This is a genomic window from Glycomyces mayteni, from assembly GCF_042428885.1.
Taxonomy (GTDB): Bacteria; Actinomycetota; Actinomycetes; order Mycobacteriales; family Micromonosporaceae; genus Glycomyces; species Glycomyces mayteni.
The window spans coordinates 1,103,577-1,120,691 of sequence record NZ_JBHMBP010000004.1 but is presented as its reverse complement, the minus strand read 5'-3'; the positions used below and the strand labels follow the sequence as shown (position 1 = coordinate 1,120,691).

The window sequence follows — 17,115 nt, the reverse complement described above, 5'->3', positions numbered from 1 at the left end:
GCTTGTGGTCACAACAGCTGCGGCGCATCCAGCGCACGCCTGATCTCTTGTTTGGGTCATCACCCTCAACCATGGATTTGTGACTTTGCAAAGCTCCAGCGTGGCATGGCACGGTTTCGACGAAGGAACAGTCGCTGTCCGCATGGATCGCAATCAGCGGAGATCGGCGCCACGTGTCTCACCGTGCACGATCATTCAACGCGAGCTCGCCGGTCACAAACCCAGAGGCGTCGCCTCGATCAGGACCGTCTGCTCAGCGGACAGCCCAGGGGTGTTGCACCCGGTGTCAACCGTCGTCTTCCATCCGCCGCGCCCGCTCGGGCCGAGGCGGTCGAAGCGATGGCGGGACGCAGACCAGAACATCGGCATTGCGGCTATTTGAAAGACGCGGAAACTCCTCGAATCCCATTCGAAGTTCCGCCAGGGAAGGAATCCATTGAGCGACACCACCGGCACGACGTCGGACCGGATGAGCGATGCGGCGCCGACTTCGGGAGAGGAACTCCCCGAGGCCAGGAAGCGCCGCCGGGCAGGAACCGGTCTGGCCTCACTGCTGATGCCCGAGCTCCAGCAGATGGCGCAATCGCTCGGCATCACCGGCGTTGGCCGGATGCGCAAGAGCGAGCTGATCGCCGCCATCCAGGAACGGCAGGATGAGGGCTCGCAGCCCGGCGGTGCCAGCGCCGAACAGGAGGCCCCGCCAGTGCCTGACTCCGAACACACACCGACCGCCGAGGGTCCGCAGGCCACTGTCGACACCGCGCCGGGCGACAACGGCTCCGAGAGCGCCGACGCCAAGGGCGGCAGTGCCGTTCGCCGGGCCACCCGCCCGGCCGGCCCGCCGCAGCCGCGCCGTCGCCAGGAGCACCAGTCGACCGTGCAGGACGCGGAGGAGACCGGGAGCGCCGACGCCAACACGTCCGGCTCGCAGTTCGATTCCGATGAGGACCGTCCGCAGCGCCGCCGCCGCTCCCGTGAGAACGGGCGCGAGAACGGCCGCCGCGACGAGCAGCCCGAGTCCCGCAACGAGTCCCGTGAGCGCCGCAATGAGCGCAACGACGACTACGACGACGACCGCGGCCCGCGCGACGGCGACGGCGAAGGCCGCCGCCGCAAGCGCCGGGACCGCTCCGACCGCCGCCAGCGCGGCGGGCGCGACGAGAACGAGCGCGGCCCGCAGGGCGGCGGCAGCGGCGGCTCCCAGAACGACGAGCTGCTCGTCCCGGTCGCCGGCATCCTCGACATCCTCGACAACTACGCGTTCATCCGCACGACCGGCTACCTCGCCGGACCGGACGACGTGTACGTCTCGATGTCGCAGGTCCGCAAGTACCGGCTGCGCCGCGGCGACGCCATCACCGGCGCCGTCAAGCCCACCCGCGGCGAGGAGCCCGGGAACGGCAACAGCCAGCAGGCCAAGCAGCGCCGCGAGAAGTACAACCCGCTCGTGCGCCTCGACACCGTCAACGGCATGAACCCCGAGGACGCGAAGAAGCGCGACGAGTTCTACAAGCTCACGCCGCTGTACCCGCAGGAGCGCCTGCGCCTGGAGACCGAGCCGAACGCGCTGACCACGCGGGTGATAGACCTCGTGGCCCCGATCGGCAAGGGCCAGCGCGCCCTCATCGTCTCGCCGCCGAAGGCCGGCAAGACGATGGTGCTCCAGGCGATCGCGAACGCGATCACCACGAACAACCCCGAGTGCCACCTCATGGTGGTCCTCGCGGACGAGCGGCCCGAAGAGGTCACCGACATGCAGCGATCGGTGAAGGGCGAGGTCATCGCCTCGACCTTCGACCGCCCGCCGTCGGACCACACCACGGTCGCCGAGCTCGCCATCGAGCGCGCGAAGCGCCTCGTGGAGCTGGGCCACGACGTGGTCGTGCTGCTCGACTCGATCACCCGCCTGGGCCGCGCGTACAACAACTCGTCGCCCGCGTCGGGCCGGATCCTGTCCGGCGGCATCGACTCGACCGCGCTCTACCCGCCGAAGCGCTTCCTGGGCGCGGCGCGGAACATCGAGCACGGCGGGTCGCTGACCATCATCGGCACGGCGCTGGTCGAGACCGGCTCCATGGGCGACACGGTCATCTTCGAGGAGTTCAAGGGCACCGGCAACGCCGAGCTCAAGCTGGACCGGAAGATCGCCGAGAAGCGCACGTGGCCGGCGATCGACGTGCACCAGTCGAGCACCCGCAAGGACGAGCTCATGATGAGCCCCGAGGAGCAGGCGGTCATGCTGAAGCTCCGCCGGGTCCTGTCCTCGCTGGAGCCGCAGCAGGCGATCGAGCTGCTCATCGACCGGCTGAAGAAGACCCAGACGAACGCCGAGTTCCTGATGTCCATCGTCAAGAGCACGCCCGGCGACTAGTCGTACGAGACGTGAGGCCGCCCTCGCTGAGAGCGGCCTCACGCCTTACCATTGAACGCTGGTGCGCAGGTCGCGCACCCTCCGATAGCCCCTTGGGGGCTCGACGCGGTACCGGTTCACGGCGCAAGCCGACCCGGCGACCGGCATGAAAGGGAAGTCATGAAAGAGGGCATCCACCCTGAGTACGTCGTCACCGAGGTGACCTGCTCCTGCGGGAACAGCTTCACCACCCGGTCGACGGTGACCAGCGGCAAGATCCAGGCTGCGACCTGCAACAAGTGCCACCCGTTCTACACCGGCAAGCAGCGCATCCTCGACACCGGCGGTCGCGTGGCCAAGTTCAAGGCCCGCTACGCCAAGGCTGCCGAGAAGGCCCAGGCCGGCAAGTAGCTGTGCTCCGCGGCGTCCGTGTCCCTGCGACACGGGCGCCGCGTTTTTCGTCCCGTCCGATGTCTTGCAAGGCTTTCTTAAGGAACAGAGATGACGTCCGCAGCCGACAACCGCCTGGAAATGCTCATCGCGGAGTACCGCGACCTCGAAGTCCAGATGGGCGACCCCGCCCTGCACGCCGACCAGGCCCAGGCCAGGCGGGTCGGGCGCCGCTACGCGGAGCTGTCGCCGATCGCGAAGACCGCCGAGGACATCGCGTCGGCCAAGGACGACCTGGAGACCGCCGAGGAGCTCGCCAAGGAGGACTCGGAGTTCGCGGAGGAGGCCGACCGGCTGCGGGGGCGCATCCCGCAGCTTGAGGAGAAGCTCGCGGAGCTGCTGGTGCCGCGCGACCCCGACGACTCCAAGGACGTCATCATCGAGATCAAGGCGGGCGCGGGCGGCGAGGAGTCCGGCCTGTTCGCCGGGGACCTCCTGCGCATGTACCTGCGGTACTTCGAGCGCCAGGGCTGGGCCGTGGAGACCCTCGAAATGGTCCCCACCGACCTGGGCGGCGTCAAGGACTCCTCGATCGCGGTGCGCACCAAGGGGAACCCCGAGGGCGGCAACGGCGTGTGGTCGCGCATGAAGTTCGAGGGCGGCGTCCACCGCGTGCAGCGCGTGCCCGTGACCGAGTCGCAGGGCCGCGTCCACACCTCGGCGGCGGCGGTCGTCGTGATGCCCGAGGCCGAGGAGGTCGACTTCGAGCTGAACATGAACGACGTGCGGGTGGACGTGTACCGGTCCTCCGGGCCCGGCGGCCAGTCGGTCAACACCACCGACTCGGCGGTGCGCCTCACCCACGTGCCCACCGGCGTCGTCGTCACCTCGCAGAACGAGAAGAGCCAGCTCCAGAACAAGGAGGCGGCGATCAAGGTCCTGCGCGCCCGCCTGCTCGCGAAGCAGCAGGAGGAGGCCGCGGCCGCGGCCGGGGCCGCGCGCCTGTCGCAGGTGCGCACCGCCGACCGCTCCGAGCGCATCCGCACCTACAACTTCCCGCAGAACCGCCTCACCGACCACCGCGTCGGGTTCACCGCGTACAACCTCGACCAGGTCATGGACGGCTCCCTCGACGAGGTCCTGGACGCCCTCGCCGCCGCCGACCGCGCCGAGCGCATGGCGCGCGGCGCTGAGTAGGCGCGGCGCGGTGGCCTGGCCCGAGACGGTGGCCGCGGCCGCGGCGCGGCTCGCGGCGGCAGGGGTCCACTCCCCGCGCAACGACGCCGAACTGCTCGCGGCCCACGTCTCCGGGCTCACGCGCGCGCAGCTCCTCATCGCCGACGGGCCGACCGAGGCCCAGGCGGCCGTGTTCGACGCGCTCACGGCGCGCCGGGCCGCCCGCGAACCGCTCCAGCACCTCACCGGCTCGGCGGCGTTCCGCTACGGCGAGCTCGCGGTCGGACCGGGGGTGTTCGTGCCCCGGCCCGAGACGGAGCTGCTCGTGGACTGGGCGCTCGCCCACTTGCCGGAAGGGGGCACCGTCATCGACGCGTGCTCGGGTTCGGGGGCCGTGGCCTACTCGATCGCGACCGAGCGGCCCGACGCCCGCGTGTGGGCCGTCGAGGTCGACCCCGACGCGTTCGAGTGGCTCGAATCGAACCTGGAGGGCACCGGCGCGGTGCCCGTCCTCGCCGACGCCACCGCCGCCGGGACGCTCGCCGAGCTCGACGGGCTCGCCGACCTCGTGACCGCGAACCCGCCGTACGTGCCGTTCGAGATCGAAGTGGCCCCCGAGGTGGAGTTCGACCCGTCCGGGGCCGTGTACGCGGCCGAGGCCGGGCTCGCGGTCATCCAGCCGCTCGCCGTCCGCGCCGCGGGCTGGCTCCGGCCCGGCGGCTGGTACGGCTTCGAGCACGACGACACCCACGGGACCGTGGCCCCGGAGATCCTCCGTGTCAGCGGGTTCACCGATGCGGAGGACCACGACGACCTCGCCGGCCGGCCGAGGTTCGCTACAGGAAGGCTAGGCTTGCTGCCGTGAGGCTGTTCAATTGCAGGAAGATCAAGGACCGCGCCACGGGCATCAAGTCCGCCGCGCGCGCCGTCACCGGCGGCCGGCTGGTCGTCATCCCCACCGACACCGTGTACGGGATCGGCTGTGACGCGTTCAACCACGCCGCCGTGAAGGCGCTCCTCGCCGCGAAGGGCCGCGGGCGCGACATGGCCCCGCCCGTCCTCGTCGGCTCCAAGCGGGCCCTCGACGGCATCGCCTCCGACGTCCCGGACTCCGCGAAGGAGCTCATCGAGGCGTTCTGGCCCGGCCCGCTCACCGTCGTGGTGCCCTACACCCCGACGCTGACCTGGGACCTCGGCGACACCGACGGCACCGTCGCGGTGCGCATGCCGCTGCACCCGCTCGCGATCGAGCTGCTCAAGGAGACCGGCCCCATGGCCGTGTCCTCCGCGAACAAGACCGGTCAGCCCCCGGCCGAGACCGCCGCCGACGCGAAGGCCCAGCTCGGCTCCGACGTCTCCGTGTACCTGGAGGCCGGGCCCAGCGAGGACAACCTGCCCTCGACGATCGTCGACTGCGTCGCGCACCCGCCGCAGCTGCTGCGCGAGGGCGCCCTCACGCTGGAGCAGATCCGCAAGATCGTCCCCGACACGCTCGACCGCGACGGCTACGGCCCCGGCCAGCGCCCCGAGGACCAGGAGCCGGACGAGGCCCCCGAAGCGGACGAGGCCGACGCGTCCGAGACCGCCGAGGCGACCGACGAGGCCCCCGCCGAGGAGCGCCCGGCGTGAGCGCGCCCTTCTCGGTCCTCCACGTGTGCACCGGCAACATCTGCCGGTCGCCCATGTCCGAGCGCATCCTCGACGGCCTCACCGGCGACGACGTGTACAACCACGGCGCCGGGACCTCGTCGTGGCACGAGGGCGACGACATGCAGCCGTTCTCCGCGCGCGAACTGGAGGACCGCGGCTACGAGTCCGCGGGCCACGGCGCCAGGCACCTGGTCCGGGCCCACATCGAGGCCTCCGACCTGATCCTGGTCGCGACGGCCGGGCACGCGGAGTTCATCGCCGAGTCCTACCCCGAGGCGACCGGGAAGACCTTCCTCGTGCGCACGTTCGGGCGCATCGCCGCCGACGCCGCCGGCGAGGTCCCCGGCGGCGACGTCCACACCCGCGGCAAGGCGCTCCTGGCGCTCGCGGAGCGGCGCCGCGGCGACTACGAGGACGCCGACCTGGCGGACCCGTGGGGGATGAGCCGCGCCGAGTACGGCCGGATCGCCGACCAGCTGGAGGCCGCGCTCACGCCGGTCGCGGCGGCCCTGGAGGGCCCGTCGTGAGGGCCGCGCGGGGCTTTCTGAAGCCGTGCTTCGCCGTCGCCGGGATCGCCGCGGTGATCGCGGCGGTCGCCGGGTGGATCACCGCGGGAGGGCCGGGCGCCTGGGGCGCTCCGGCAGGAGTAGCGTTGGCCGCCTTGGGTTTCGCCGGCTCGGTGCAAGCGGTCGCAGCAGCCGAGAAGATTGACCTGCGTCTCACCCTGCCTATGGCTTTGATCACATACGCATTCAAGCTCGTGATCGCCTTTTTTGCATTGTGGACGGTCCAATCGACGGCCCCGAATGCCTTGCTCCCCTTCGCCTGCGGGATCGTCGGCGGCGCCGTCGCGTGGCTCGCGACCCAGGCTGTCTGGGCATACAAGGCCAAGATCCCCTACATCGAGCTCGACCAGCCGTCTTGACGCGCCCTTGACGCCCGCATGCGATGCGACACGCGGTGTTTCGTGGAGGTTGACAATTGCGCACGGATGGCGCTCATCTCAGCGAACCCGCTGGGCAGTTCCTGCGTAGTAGCTGTTAGAGTTCAATCCGACATGGCCGACATGGAACCCCCCGAACGCAAGCCCCAGCCTGACGGTTCTGACATGGGCTGGCGCGCTCTGGGATATCTGCTGTCCGGGATCATCGTCTGGGGTGGTCTCGGATATCTCGTCGACCTGTGGCTCGAACTGCCCAAAGTCGGGCTCCTGGTAGGGATGCTGGTCGGTGCTGGAGCGGGGATGTACCTGCTCATCAAGCAGATGTCGCCGTAGTTCTTTTTGTGACCGACACTGACTGAGAGGCGTGGCTCGCGTGACCGACTCAGCCATCGTGCTGGCCGAAGGGGAGTCCCACTTCCCGCCCGGTATCCACAGCTTTGACTTTGCCGACTGGTTCTCCGGGCTCACCGGGACCGCGCTCGCCCACATGTTCACCACCATCACCCTCGGTGTGTGGCTGACGGTCGCGATCCTCATCGTCTTCTTCCTGTGGGCCTACCGCAAGCCCCAGATCGTCCCCACCAAGAAGCAGTGGCTGGCCGAGTCCGCCTACGGCTTCATCCGGAACACCGTCGCCATCGACCTCATGGGCAAGAAGGACGGCGTGAAGTTCGCCCCGTACCTCGCGACCCTGTTCCTGTTCATCGTCCTCATGAACTTCTGGGCCGTCGTGCCCGGCATCCAGATCTCCCCGAACGCGCACATCGCGTTCCCGGCGATGCTGGCGATCCTCTCGTGGATCATCTACGTCTGGGTCGGCATCAAGCAGCACGGCCTGGCCAAGTGGCTGAAGATCACCGTCGTGCCCCCGGGCGCGCCGCTGTTCATCTACCCGCTGCTGATCCCGATCGAGATCCTCCAGAACATCATCCTGCGCCCGGTCACCCTGGCCCTGCGGCTCTTCGCGAACATGTTCGCGGGCCACCTCATCCTGCTGGTGTTCATCCTCGGCGGGTTCGAGATGCTCAACTCCAGCAACTTCTTCATCCAGGGCCTGTCGATCTTCTCGTTCGGCATGGGCATCGCGATGACCCTCTTCGAGCTCATCGTCATCCTGCTCCAGGCGTACGTCTTCACGCTCCTGACGGGCATGTACATCCAGGGGTCCCTCGCGGAAGAGCACTAGAGCTCCCCGAAGCTTCCACCCCTCACCCAGAGATTTCGCAATTGAACAACATCGTGCGCGTGACGGTCACGCCACGCTGACACCTAGGAGAAAGCCAGATGGAAGGCTCCGTCAACGTCATCGGTTACGGTCTCGCTGCGATCGGCCCCGGTATCGGTGTTGCCCTCATTTTCGCCGCGTGGATCACCGCCACCGCCCGCCAGCCCGAGTCGGCCGGCATCACCCGCCCGATGCTGTTCATGGGCTTCGCCCTCGTCGAGGTGCTCGCGCTGTTCGGCCTCGTCCTCGCCTTCGCCCTCGGCGGCGGCAACTAGTCACCCTCTAAGGGAGTCATCATGATTCACGCCGCCGAAGGAGGGGCCGGGATCCTCTTCCCGATCTGGCAGGAGATGCTGGTCGGGGCCATCGCTTTCGGTCTGCTGTGCTTCGTGCTCATCAAGTTCGTCTTCCCCCGCATGGAGAAGACGTTCGAGGCACGGGTCGACGCGATCGAGGGCGGCATCGAGCGCGCCGAGCGCGCTCAGGAAGAGGCCAACCAGACGCTTGAGGAGTACCGCCGGAAGCTCGCCACTGCGCAGGAGGAGGCCGCCGCGATCCGCGACGAGGCCCGCGCCGACGCCGTGGCCGCCAAGGAGGAGATCCTCGTCTCCGCCCGCGAGGAGTCCAACCGGATCATCGCGGCCGGCCACGCCCAGGTCGAGGCCTCGCGCCAGCAGCTCGTCCGCGAGCTGCGCAGCGAGGTCGGCAACCTGGCGGTCGACCTGGCCGGGAAGATCATCGGCCAGCGCCTCGCCGGCGACGCCGACACGACCGCGACCGTCGACCAGTTCCTGGCCGAGATCGCGGACGACACGGCCGAGACGAGCGGAGCGCGCTGATGTCGACGACTGGACGCGAAAGCATCGAGGCCGGCCGGGCCGTGCTGGAGGCCGCCGCCTCCGGTTCCTCGGCTGAGCAGCTCACCGAGTGCGGCGATCAGCTGCTGGGAGTGACGCGGTTCCTCGTCGACCAGCCTCGGCTGCGTCGCGCCCTGTCCGACCCCGCCCGCGAGGCGGACGACCGCGAGGGCCTGCTCCGCGGGCTCCTCGCCGGTCAAGTCGGCGACACCTCCGCTGACGTGGTCGCCGCCCTGGTGCGCGGCCGCTGGAGCAGCCCGTCCGAACTGGTGGACGGCACCGAGCAGCTCGCCGTCGAGGCGCTGCTGCTCGCGGCCGCCAAGGACGGCAGCCTGGCCAACGTCGAAGACCAGCTCTTCCGCTTCGGACGGCTCGTCGACGGCGACGCCGAGCTCGCCGCGGCCCTCGGCGCCACCGGCACCGACCCCAAGGGCCGGGCCGAGCTGACCGAGCGCCTGCTCGGCGGCAAGGCCGAGCCGGTGACGGTGAAGCTCGCGGCCGCCGCATGCTTCGGCATCGGCGGGCGCAGCTTCCACGCCTCGCTGGCCTACCTGGTCGAGGTCGCCGCGGCGGCCCGCGACGAGGCCGTGGCCTACGTGACCGTGGCCAAGCCGCTCGACGAGCACGGCGAGCGCCAGCTCGCCGCCAAGCTGTCGCTCGTCTACGGCCGCCCGGTGGCGCTCAAGGTCACCGTCGACCCCGCGATCGTCGGGGGCATCCGGGTGCAAGTCGGCTCGGAACTGTGGGACGGCTCCGTCTCGCGCCGCCTCGACGAAGCCCGCCAAGCCTTGGCCGGACGCTGATCCAGCCGGTAGCAACAGAAAGGTAAACGTTCAGATGGCTGAATTGACCATCTCCTCTGACGAGATCCGCAACGCGCTCGACGCGTACGTCTCGTCGTACCGGCCGGAGATCACCCGCGAAGAGGTCGGTACCGTGACCAGCGCCGGCGACGGCATCGCCGTCGTCGAGGGCCTCCCGTCCGTCATGGCCAGCGAGCTCCTGGAGTTCGAGGGCGGCGTGATGGGCCTGGCCCTGAACCTCGACGTGCGCGAGATCGGCGCCGTGCTCCTCGGCGACCCGACCAAGGTCGGCGAGGGCCAGTCCGTGAAGCGCACCGGCAAGGTCCTCTCGGTGCCGGTCGGCGACAAGTTCCTGGGCCGCGTCGTGGACGCCCTGGGCAACCCCATCGACGACCTCGGCGACATCGAGGCCGAAGGCGAGCGCGAGCTCGAAGCCCAGGCCCCGAACGTCATCAACCGCCAGTCGGTGTTCGAGCCGGTCGAGACCGGCATCAAGGCCATCGACTCGATGACCCCCATCGGCCGCGGCCAGCGCCAGCTCATCATCGGCGACCGCAAGACCGGCAAGACGCAGGTCGCGATCGACACGATCATCAACCAGCGCGCGAACTGGGAGTCCGGCGACCCGAACAAGCAGCTGCGCTGCATCTACGTCGCGGTCGGCCAGAAGGGCTCCACCGTCGCGGGCATCAAGGGCATGCTCGAAGAGCACGGGGCGATGGAGTACACCACCATCGTCGCGGCGAACGCCGACGAGCCCGCGGGCCTGAAGTACCTGGCCCCCTACACCGGTTCGGCCATCGGCCAGCACTGGATGTACGGCGGCAAGCACGTCCTCATCGTCTTCGACGACCTGTCGAAGCAGGCCGAGGCGTACCGCACCGTGTCGCTGCTGCTGCGTCGCCCCCCGGGCCGCGAGGCCTTCCCCGGCGACGTCTTCTACCTGCACTCCCGTCTGCTGGAGCGCTGCGCGAAGCTGTCGCAGGAGCTGGGCGGCGGCTCGATGACCGGTCTGCCGATCATCGAGACCAAGGCCGGGGACATCTCGCAGTTCATCCCGACCAACGTCATCTCCATCACCGACGGCCAGGTGTACCTCGAAGAGGGCCTGTTCAACTCGGGCGTCCGGCCGGCGATCAACGTCGGCACGTCGGTCTCCCGTGTCGGCGGCGCCGCGCAGACCAAGGGCATGCGTTCCGTCGCGGGCTCCCTGCGTCTGGACCTGGCCCAGTACCGCGACCTGGAGGCCTTCGCGGCCTTCGCGTCGGACCTGGACGCCGCGTCCCGCGCGCAGCTGGACCGCGGTCTGCGCATGGTGGAGCTCCTCAAGCAGGGTGTGGCCGCGCCGCTCCCCATGGGCGAGGAGACCATCTCGATCTGGGCGGGCACCTCCGGGGCCCTGGACGACATCCCCGTCGGGGAGGTGCGCCGGTTCGAGAACGAGTTCCTGACCTACATGCGCGCCAACCACAAGGACGTCGTCTCGCAGCTCAACGCGGGCAAGGACAAGGTCGCGGGCGACATCGAGGACACCCTCACGCGCGCCGTCGCCAAGTTCAAGCAGATGTTCAAGGCCAACGTCGACGACCTGAACGTGACCGACATCGCCGAAGACGCCCTTGAGGGCGACGTCGACGTCGAGACCGTCAAGCGCGTCAAGAAGGGTTAGCCATGTCAGCGCAGCTTCGTACCTTGCGCAAGCGGCTGAAGTCGACCCAGTCCATCAAGAAGATCACCAAGGCGCAGGAGCTGGTCGCCACCAGCCGGATCTCCAAGGCGCAGGAGCGGGTCGCGGCGTCGCTGCCGTACGCGCGGGCGATGACGGGCGTCATGACGTCCCTGGCGTCGAACGCGTCGATCAACCACCCGCTGCTCCAGCCGAGGCCGACGGTCCGCCGCGCGGGCGTGCTCGTGATCACTGCCGACAAGGGGATGTGCGGCGCGTACAACGCGAACGCCATCCGCACCGCCGAGCAGCTGGTCACGCGCCTGTCCGAGGAGGGCAAGGTCCCGGTCCTGTACGTGGCCGGGCGCCGGGGCGTGGACTACTACCGGTTCCGCTCCCGCCCGATCGAGCACTCGTGGACCGGGTTCTCCCAGCTCCCGAAGGTCTCGGACGCGCAGGAGATCACGCGGACGCTGCTCGCGGCGTTCATGTCCGGCGCCGACGACGAGGGTGACGACGCGGGCGCCGACGGTATCCTGGGAGTCGACGAGCTGCACATCGTGCACACCAAGTTCGTCTCGCTGCTGACGCAGACTCCTGAGCCGCGGCAACTGGCGCCGCTCGAAGTCGAAGAGGTGGAGGAGCACGAGCTCGACGAGCACATCCTCCTCCCGGACTACGAGTTCGAGCCGAACCCGGAGGCGCTGCTCGACGCGCTGCTGCCGAAGTATCTGACGACGCGCATCTATGCGGCGTTGATCGACGCGGCGGCCAGCGAGCTCGCGTCCAAGCGACGGGCGATGAAGGCGGCTTCGGACAATGCCGATGAATTGATCAAGACCCTGCGGCGGAGCGCGAACGCGGCGCGGCAGGCGGCGATCACGCAGGAGATCAGCGAAATCGTGGGCGGGGCCAGTGCCCTTTCCGCCGCAGGAAGAGAGTAACGATGACTGACACCCAAGGAGTGGGGCGCGTCGTACGGGTCATCGGGCCCGTCGTCGACGTCGAGTTCCCGCGAAACGCCATTCCGGCGATCTTCAACGCACTCCACGTTGACGTGACCTACGGCGACGAGCCGAAGACGCTGACCCTGGAAGTGGCCCAGCACCTGGGCGACAGCCAGATCCGCGGCATCTGCATGGCGCCGACGGACGGCCTCGTCCGCGGCGCCGAGGTGCGCGACACCGGCGCCCAGATCAAGGTCCCCGTCGGCGACGGCATCAAGGGCAAGGTCTTCAACGTGCTCGGCGAGTGCCTCAACCTCGCCGAGGGCGAGTCGCTCGAAGCCGACGACCACTGGGAGATCCACCGCCACGCCCCGGCGTTCGCGCAGCTGGAGCCGAAGACCGAGATGCTGGAGACCGGCATCAAGGCGATCGACCTCCTCGCGCCGTACGTCAAGGGCGGCAAGATCGGCCTGTTCGGCGGCGCCGGCGTGGGCAAGACGGTCCTCATCCAGGAGATGATCATCCGTGTCGCCCAGAACTTCGGCGGTTCGTCGGTGTTCGCCGGCGTCGGCGAGCGCACGCGTGAGGGCAACGACCTCATCGCGGAGATGGACGAGGCCGGGGTGCTGGAGAAGACCTCCCTCGTCTACGGCCAGATGGACGAGCCGCCGGGGGTGCGCCTCCGCGTCGCCCTGTCGGCTCTGACGATGGCCGAGTACTTCCGCGACGTGAAGAACCAGGAGGTGCTGCTCTTCATCGACAACATCTTCCGGTTCACGCAGGCCGGTTCGGAGACCTCCGCGCTGCTGGGCCGCATGCCCTCGGCCGTGGGCTACCAGCCGACCCTCGCGGACGAGATGGGTGAGCTCCAGGAGCGCATCACCTCGCTGCGCGGCAAGGCCATCACCTCGATGCAGGCCGTGTACGTCCCCGCGGACGACTACACCGACCCGGCGCCGTTCACCGCGTTCACGCACTTGGACGCGACGACGAACCTGGAGCGGAAGATCTCCGACAAGGGCATCTACCCCGCGATCGACCCGCTGGCCTCGAACTCCCGCATCCTGGAGCCCGAGGTCGTCGGCGCCGAGCACTACGCGGTCGCCTCGACGGTGAAGCAGATCCTCCAGAAGTACAACGAGCTTCAGGACATCATCGCGATCCTCGGCATGGACGAGCTCTCCGAAGAGGACCGCCTCGTCGTGGGCCGCGCGCGCCGCATCGAGCGCTTCCTGTCGCAGAACACGTTCGCGGCGAAGCAGTTCACCGGCGTCGAGGGCTCGTTCGTCCCCGTCAAGGAGACGGTCGAGGCCTTCAAGAAGATCGCCGAGGGCGAGTACGACCACTTCCCCGAGCAGGCGTTCTTCATGTGCGGCGGTCTCGACGACCTGCACCGGAACGAAGAGGAGCTCCGCAAGAAGGGCTAGCCCTTCTTCGCAGCGACAAAGCGAACGGCCCCGGAACCGCGAGGTTCCGGGGCCGTTCCGCATGTGTGGGTCAGATGCCGCGGCCTCTTCTGTGGAGCGCGGCCATGACGGCGGGGACGCCCACGATGCCGGCGGCCGCCGCGGCGGCGACCGCCGCGCGGGGCTCGCCCGGGTTGGCCTTGGTGGCCCGCAGGGCCCAGCGGAGGGCCTCCTTGCGGTCGCCGATGGCCGCGTGCCAGCAGGCGATCTGGCCGTAGACGCGGGCGGCGCCCTCGGGGCTGCCGTGGATCTCCGGGTGCCGGTCGAGGATCCACCGCAGCGAGGAGATCTTGGTGTCCCAGCGGGTCTCGAAGTGCGACCCGGCCCAGTTGACGAGCGCGTACGGCGTGTCCACGTGCGCGATGGGGCGGCGCCGGGACGCGCGCAGGAGCATGTCCCAGTCCTCGTTCTGGCTCCCCGGCGCGTCCTCCGCGACGAGCCCGAGCCCGCCCAGGAGCGCCGAGCGGCGGAACAGGAACGTCGAGGAGTGGAGCATCATCATGCGGGACCGGAGCAGGTCCGCGTGCCGCACGGTCGAGCGCTGCGCGAGCCGCGCGTTGCGCCTGCCCCGGTAGTCGACCTCGATCGCGGTGGTGCACAGCTCCGCCTCGGTGCCCAGGGCCGCGACCTGCGCGGCGAGCTTCCCGGGGAGCCATTCGTCGTCGTCGTCGAGGAACGCCACGAGATCGGTGTCCAGCGCGGTGATCCCGGTGTTGCGGGCCCCCGCCAGGCCCGGGGTGCGGTCGTTCTTGACCTCCCGGACCGGCCGCTCGCCGTCCTCGTCCACCAGGTCGCCCGTGGGTTTGGCGCGGTCGAAGACCACGACCACTTCGAGTTCGCCGGGGTAGAACTGCGTCAGGACCGACCGCAGGGCCGCGCGGACCTGCTGCGGGCGGTCGTGGGTCGGGATCACCACTCCGACCGAGGGCCAGTCAGTCACGTGCGCTCACCTCTTCGCGTGCCGGGTCCTCAAGGGGGGCCTCGTCTTCGGTGAGGTACCCGTATCTCCCCAGGAGCGGGCGCGTCAAGGTCGAGACCATCCGCCGCGTGCCGTCCGAGAGGTCCTCGGTCCACGCCTCGTCGGGCCGGATCGGGATGCGCCCCACGGTGAACCGCATCGGGTTCCCCGCCGCCGAGTGGCTCGGCCCCAGGTCGGCCCAGCCGTCGCCGATGAAGTTCAGGTCCGACTCGACCAGGTCGAGTCCGCAGAACCGCGCGAGCGAGGCGATGACGCGCCTGGGCCGCTGGATGATCCGCTCGTACCTGACCCGCCGCACCGGCACCCCGCGGCGCGCGAGCAGGCTGAACGCGGCGTTCTGCGCGTTCCACAGCATCGCGGCCTTCGCGGGGGAGTAGCGGGTCATCTGGTCGCCCGTGGGCGACTCGGGCCGGCGCACCTGCTTCGTCCACGAGTACGCGACGCCCCGCGAGTCGCGCACCACGTGCATCACCCGCAGGTCGATCTTCGGCGACCACCGCAGGCAGTACGCGAGCGACGCGTGCTTGGACGAGTCGACGACGACCTGCGCGCGCGTGTCCTTCGCCGCGGCCGTGTAGATCTTCTCGAAGTACTCGGCGTACTCGGTGACGAGCTGGTGCTGCGCCGGGGCGAGCTTCTTCGAGGCGAGCGCCGGGATGTGCCGGGTCCGGTCCACGGTCGCCTTCAGGGCGTTGAGCCGCTCGACGTCCACGTCCTCCCAGGACCCGAACGCGCGGGCGCCGATGCGCTGCCAGAACTCGCAGTGCGAGAACGTCGCGCCGCACGCGCACATCTCGTTCCCGACCAGGTCCCGCTCCCACAGGTGGGTGATCTCCCCGAGCGGGACGACCCCCGGCAACTGCCCCAGCAGCCGCTCCAGGAGCGTGGTGCCGCTGCGGCCCAGGCCGCCGATGAAGACCACTTTCACGCGGTTCTCGGACTGCTCGGACTGCTCGGCCGTTCTCCAGCTCACTGAACCCTCGCTCACCCTCGTTGCCCCCCTGTTGACCCCTATAACGATCCGAGGTGGGGTCGGGGACACGCCCTGCGGCGAAAAATCCCGGAAAACCGCCCGCGGGGCCTTAGCGTCTGATGTCATGGAGCGCTTGGGCCCTGCACGCGTCGACGGCGCGGACGGCCGACCTTCCCCACGAGTCCGCATGGGCGGCATCGGCATCGACCCGGTCACCGGGGCCGGCGCGGTCGCGCGCGTCCTCGACGCGATCGACGCCGGGCGCGGTGGGCAGATCGTCACGCCGAACGTCGACATCGTCGCGGCCGCGCGCCGCAGCCGCGCGCTGCGCGCCGTCGTCAACGCCGCCGACCTCGTCACCGCCGACGGCGCGCCGCTCGTGTGGGCCTCGCGCGTCGCCGGGACGCCCCTGCCCGAACGCGTCGCCGGATCGGACCTCGTCTGGAGCCTCGCGGAGGCCGCCGCCCGGCGGGGCCTGCGCGTCGCGCTCCTCGGCGGCACCCCCGACGCCGCCGCCCGGCCCACCGAGCGCGCCGCCGAGATCCTCGAAACCCGCTACCCCGGGCTGAAAGTCGTCGGCGCCTGGTGCCCGCCCATGGGCTTCGACCGCGACGACGCGCACTGGAGCGCCCTCACCCAGCGGCTCGCCGCCGCCGCCCCCGACCTCGTCTACGTCGGCCTCGGCTTCCCCAAGCAGGAGCACGTGATCGTGCGCCTGCGCGCCACCGCCCCCCGGGCGTGGTTCCTCGGCTGCGGCGCGAGCATCGACTTCATCGCCGGACACCGCCGCCGCGCCCCGAGATGGATGCAGCGCACCGGCACAGAATGGCTCTTCCGCCTGTGCTCCGAGCCCCGCAGGCTCGCCCGCAGGTACCTGCGCGACGACCTCCCCGAGGCCGCGAGGCTCCTCGCCGAAGCCGCGAAGGCCCGCCGCGACCGGCCCTGAGCGCCTCGCTAGCGCCTGCGCGCGATGTACACGACGTCGGTGGCCCACTTCGACATCGGCGAGCACAGCGCCGCGTCGGCGGCCTTCGACGCCCACGCCCACGGGGCCCGGTAGCAGCCCTGCGTGAACATCGTGAAGCCCTGCATGCCGACCAGGTCGAACCCGTGCCGGTCGAACAGCTCCCGCATCTCCTCGTGCGAGAGCTCCTGGAACCACGTGTGCGCGTCCAGGCGGCCGAACGTCTTGCGCAGGTGCCGCAGCGACGACGCGTTGCCGTGGTTCTCCACCAGCAGCAGCCCCGAGTCCGCGTCCGGCAGCGCCATCGACGCGAAGTCCATCAGCTGGTCCCGCAGGTGCAGGTCCACATTGAGCACGAACCGGAACGCCGTCACCAGACGCTGGCGCGTCTCGTCGGGCTCGGGCACCGCCAGGCCCGGCGCGACCAGGTGCGCGTGGCCGGGCGTGCCCAGCTCGCGGCCCTTCTGGAGCATCGCCTCCGACGTGTCGTACCCGTGCGAGACCGACACCAGCCCCGCGAGCATCCGCGCCACCCGGCCCGTCCCGCAGGCGAAGTCGTGGTGCACCGGCGGCATCCCGAACGCGTGCGGCACGAATCCGCGCAGCCAACCCGTCTGGCGGCTCGACACGATCGAGGAGAACGTCCCCGGCGCGTACGTGCGCTCGGCGTACTTCTCTACCGCGGTCGGGTCCTGGAAGACCTCGGTGTAGTTGGCTGCCACGGTG

At 69.9% G+C, this 17,115-nt stretch carries 20 protein-coding genes; 16 read left to right on the top strand and 4 right to left on the bottom strand.

Annotated features, from left to right (window positions below; all coding sequences use genetic code 11):
* Positions 1–213: 213 nt before the first annotated feature.
* Positions 214–639, bottom strand: coding sequence for a hypothetical protein (locus ACFFXY_RS20465; RefSeq protein WP_382355581.1), 426 nt, complete (start codon positions 637–639; stop codon positions 214–216).
* Here ACFFXY_RS20465 and rho point away from each other — a divergent pair.
* From rho to atpD, 15 genes are all read left to right on the top strand, one after another.
* A complete protein-coding gene (gene rho, locus ACFFXY_RS20460) occupies positions 557–2,371 on the top strand; it encodes a transcription termination factor Rho (RefSeq protein ID WP_382355555.1) in 1,815 nt (604 codons plus the stop codon). The two genes, ACFFXY_RS20465 and rho, sit on opposite strands and share 83 nt — an antisense overlap.
* 159 nt (positions 2,372–2,530) lie before the next feature.
* Complete coding sequence (gene rpmE / locus ACFFXY_RS20455; protein ID WP_106364949.1) at positions 2,531–2,761, top strand: 50S ribosomal protein L31; 231 nt, start codon at positions 2,531–2,533, stop codon at positions 2,759–2,761.
* Positions 2,762–2,851: 90 nt separating this feature from the next.
* On the top strand, positions 2,852–3,937 hold the full coding sequence (gene prfA / locus ACFFXY_RS20450; RefSeq protein WP_382354838.1) for a peptide chain release factor 1: 1,086 nt from the start codon (positions 2,852–2,854) through the stop codon (positions 3,935–3,937).
* 10 nt (positions 3,938–3,947) lie between these two features.
* Positions 3,948–4,781, top strand: coding sequence for a peptide chain release factor N(5)-glutamine methyltransferase (gene prmC, locus ACFFXY_RS20445; RefSeq protein ID WP_382354835.1), 834 nt, complete (start codon positions 3,948–3,950; stop codon positions 4,779–4,781).
* A complete protein-coding gene (locus tag ACFFXY_RS20440) occupies positions 4,778–5,545 on the top strand; it encodes an L-threonylcarbamoyladenylate synthase (protein ID WP_382354832.1) in 768 nt (255 codons plus the stop codon). The genes prmC and ACFFXY_RS20440 overlap by 4 nt, the downstream gene beginning before the upstream one ends.
* Entirely contained in the window at positions 5,542–6,093 is a 552-nt protein-coding gene (locus ACFFXY_RS20435) for an arsenate reductase/protein-tyrosine-phosphatase family protein (protein WP_382354830.1), read from the top strand. Before ACFFXY_RS20440 ends, ACFFXY_RS20435 begins: the two co-directional genes overlap by 4 nt.
* Positions 6,090–6,491: a Cg1360 family ATP-synthase-associated protein gene (locus ACFFXY_RS20430; protein ID WP_382354827.1), complete on the top strand. Its 402-nt coding sequence runs from the start codon at positions 6,090–6,092 to the stop codon at positions 6,489–6,491. Before ACFFXY_RS20435 ends, ACFFXY_RS20430 begins: the two co-directional genes overlap by 4 nt.
* A gap of 132 nt (positions 6,492–6,623) precedes the next feature.
* A complete protein-coding gene (locus ACFFXY_RS20425; protein ID WP_382354824.1) occupies positions 6,624–6,842 on the top strand; it encodes an AtpZ/AtpI family protein in 219 nt (72 codons plus the stop codon).
* A gap of 40 nt (positions 6,843–6,882) precedes the next feature.
* Positions 6,883–7,695, top strand: coding sequence for a F0F1 ATP synthase subunit A (gene atpB / locus ACFFXY_RS20420; RefSeq protein WP_360055237.1), 813 nt, complete (start codon positions 6,883–6,885; stop codon positions 7,693–7,695).
* 98 nt (positions 7,696–7,793) lie between these two features.
* The gene (locus ACFFXY_RS20415; protein ID WP_106364943.1) at positions 7,794–8,009 is read left to right on the top strand and encodes an ATP synthase subunit C-like protein; all 216 of its coding nucleotides are present in this window, start codon (positions 7,794–7,796) and stop codon (positions 8,007–8,009) included.
* A gap of 21 nt (positions 8,010–8,030) precedes the next feature.
* Positions 8,031–8,573: a F0F1 ATP synthase subunit B gene (locus ACFFXY_RS20410; protein ID WP_382354820.1), complete on the top strand. Its 543-nt coding sequence runs from the start codon at positions 8,031–8,033 to the stop codon at positions 8,571–8,573.
* Positions 8,573–9,394: a F0F1 ATP synthase subunit delta gene (locus ACFFXY_RS20405; protein ID WP_382354817.1), complete on the top strand. Its 822-nt coding sequence runs from the start codon at positions 8,573–8,575 to the stop codon at positions 9,392–9,394. The genes ACFFXY_RS20410 and ACFFXY_RS20405 overlap by 1 nt, the downstream gene beginning before the upstream one ends.
* 34 nt (positions 9,395–9,428) lie before the next feature.
* Positions 9,429–11,063: a F0F1 ATP synthase subunit alpha gene (gene atpA, locus ACFFXY_RS20400; RefSeq protein ID WP_382354814.1), complete on the top strand. Its 1,635-nt coding sequence runs from the start codon at positions 9,429–9,431 to the stop codon at positions 11,061–11,063.
* Positions 11,064–11,065: 2 nt separating this feature from the next.
* A complete protein-coding gene (locus ACFFXY_RS20395; protein ID WP_382354812.1) occupies positions 11,066–12,004 on the top strand; it encodes a F0F1 ATP synthase subunit gamma in 939 nt (312 codons plus the stop codon).
* 2 nt (positions 12,005–12,006) lie between these two features.
* A complete protein-coding gene (atpD, locus tag ACFFXY_RS20390) occupies positions 12,007–13,434 on the top strand; it encodes a F0F1 ATP synthase subunit beta (RefSeq protein ID WP_382354810.1) in 1,428 nt (475 codons plus the stop codon).
* A 70-nt stretch (positions 13,435–13,504) separates the two neighbouring features.
* Here atpD and ACFFXY_RS20385 read toward each other — a convergent pair whose 3' ends face one another.
* Together ACFFXY_RS20385 and ACFFXY_RS20380 are read right to left on the bottom strand one after the other, a co-directional pair.
* Complete coding sequence (locus tag ACFFXY_RS20385; RefSeq protein WP_382354807.1) at positions 13,505–14,413, bottom strand: glycosyltransferase family 2 protein; 909 nt, start codon at positions 14,411–14,413, stop codon at positions 13,505–13,507.
* On the bottom strand, positions 14,406–15,425 hold the full coding sequence (locus tag ACFFXY_RS20380; protein ID WP_382354804.1) for a sulfotransferase: 1,020 nt from the start codon (positions 15,423–15,425) through the stop codon (positions 14,406–14,408). Before ACFFXY_RS20380 ends, ACFFXY_RS20385 begins: the two co-directional genes overlap by 8 nt.
* Before the next feature lie 187 nt (positions 15,426–15,612).
* Here ACFFXY_RS20380 and ACFFXY_RS20375 point away from each other — a divergent pair, with 187 nt between their 5' ends.
* Positions 15,613–16,371 carry a WecB/TagA/CpsF family glycosyltransferase gene (locus ACFFXY_RS20375; protein WP_382354801.1) on the top strand — a complete coding sequence of 253 codons (759 nt, stop codon included), beginning with the start codon at positions 15,613–15,615 and terminating at the stop codon, positions 16,369–16,371.
* Positions 16,372–16,379: 8 nt separating this feature from the next.
* Here ACFFXY_RS20375 and ACFFXY_RS20370 read toward each other — a convergent pair whose 3' ends face one another.
* Positions 16,380–17,111 carry a class I SAM-dependent methyltransferase gene (locus ACFFXY_RS20370; RefSeq protein ID WP_382354798.1) on the bottom strand — a complete coding sequence of 244 codons (732 nt, stop codon included), beginning with the start codon at positions 17,109–17,111 and terminating at the stop codon, positions 16,380–16,382.
* Between the last annotated feature and the right edge of the window lie 4 nt (positions 17,112–17,115).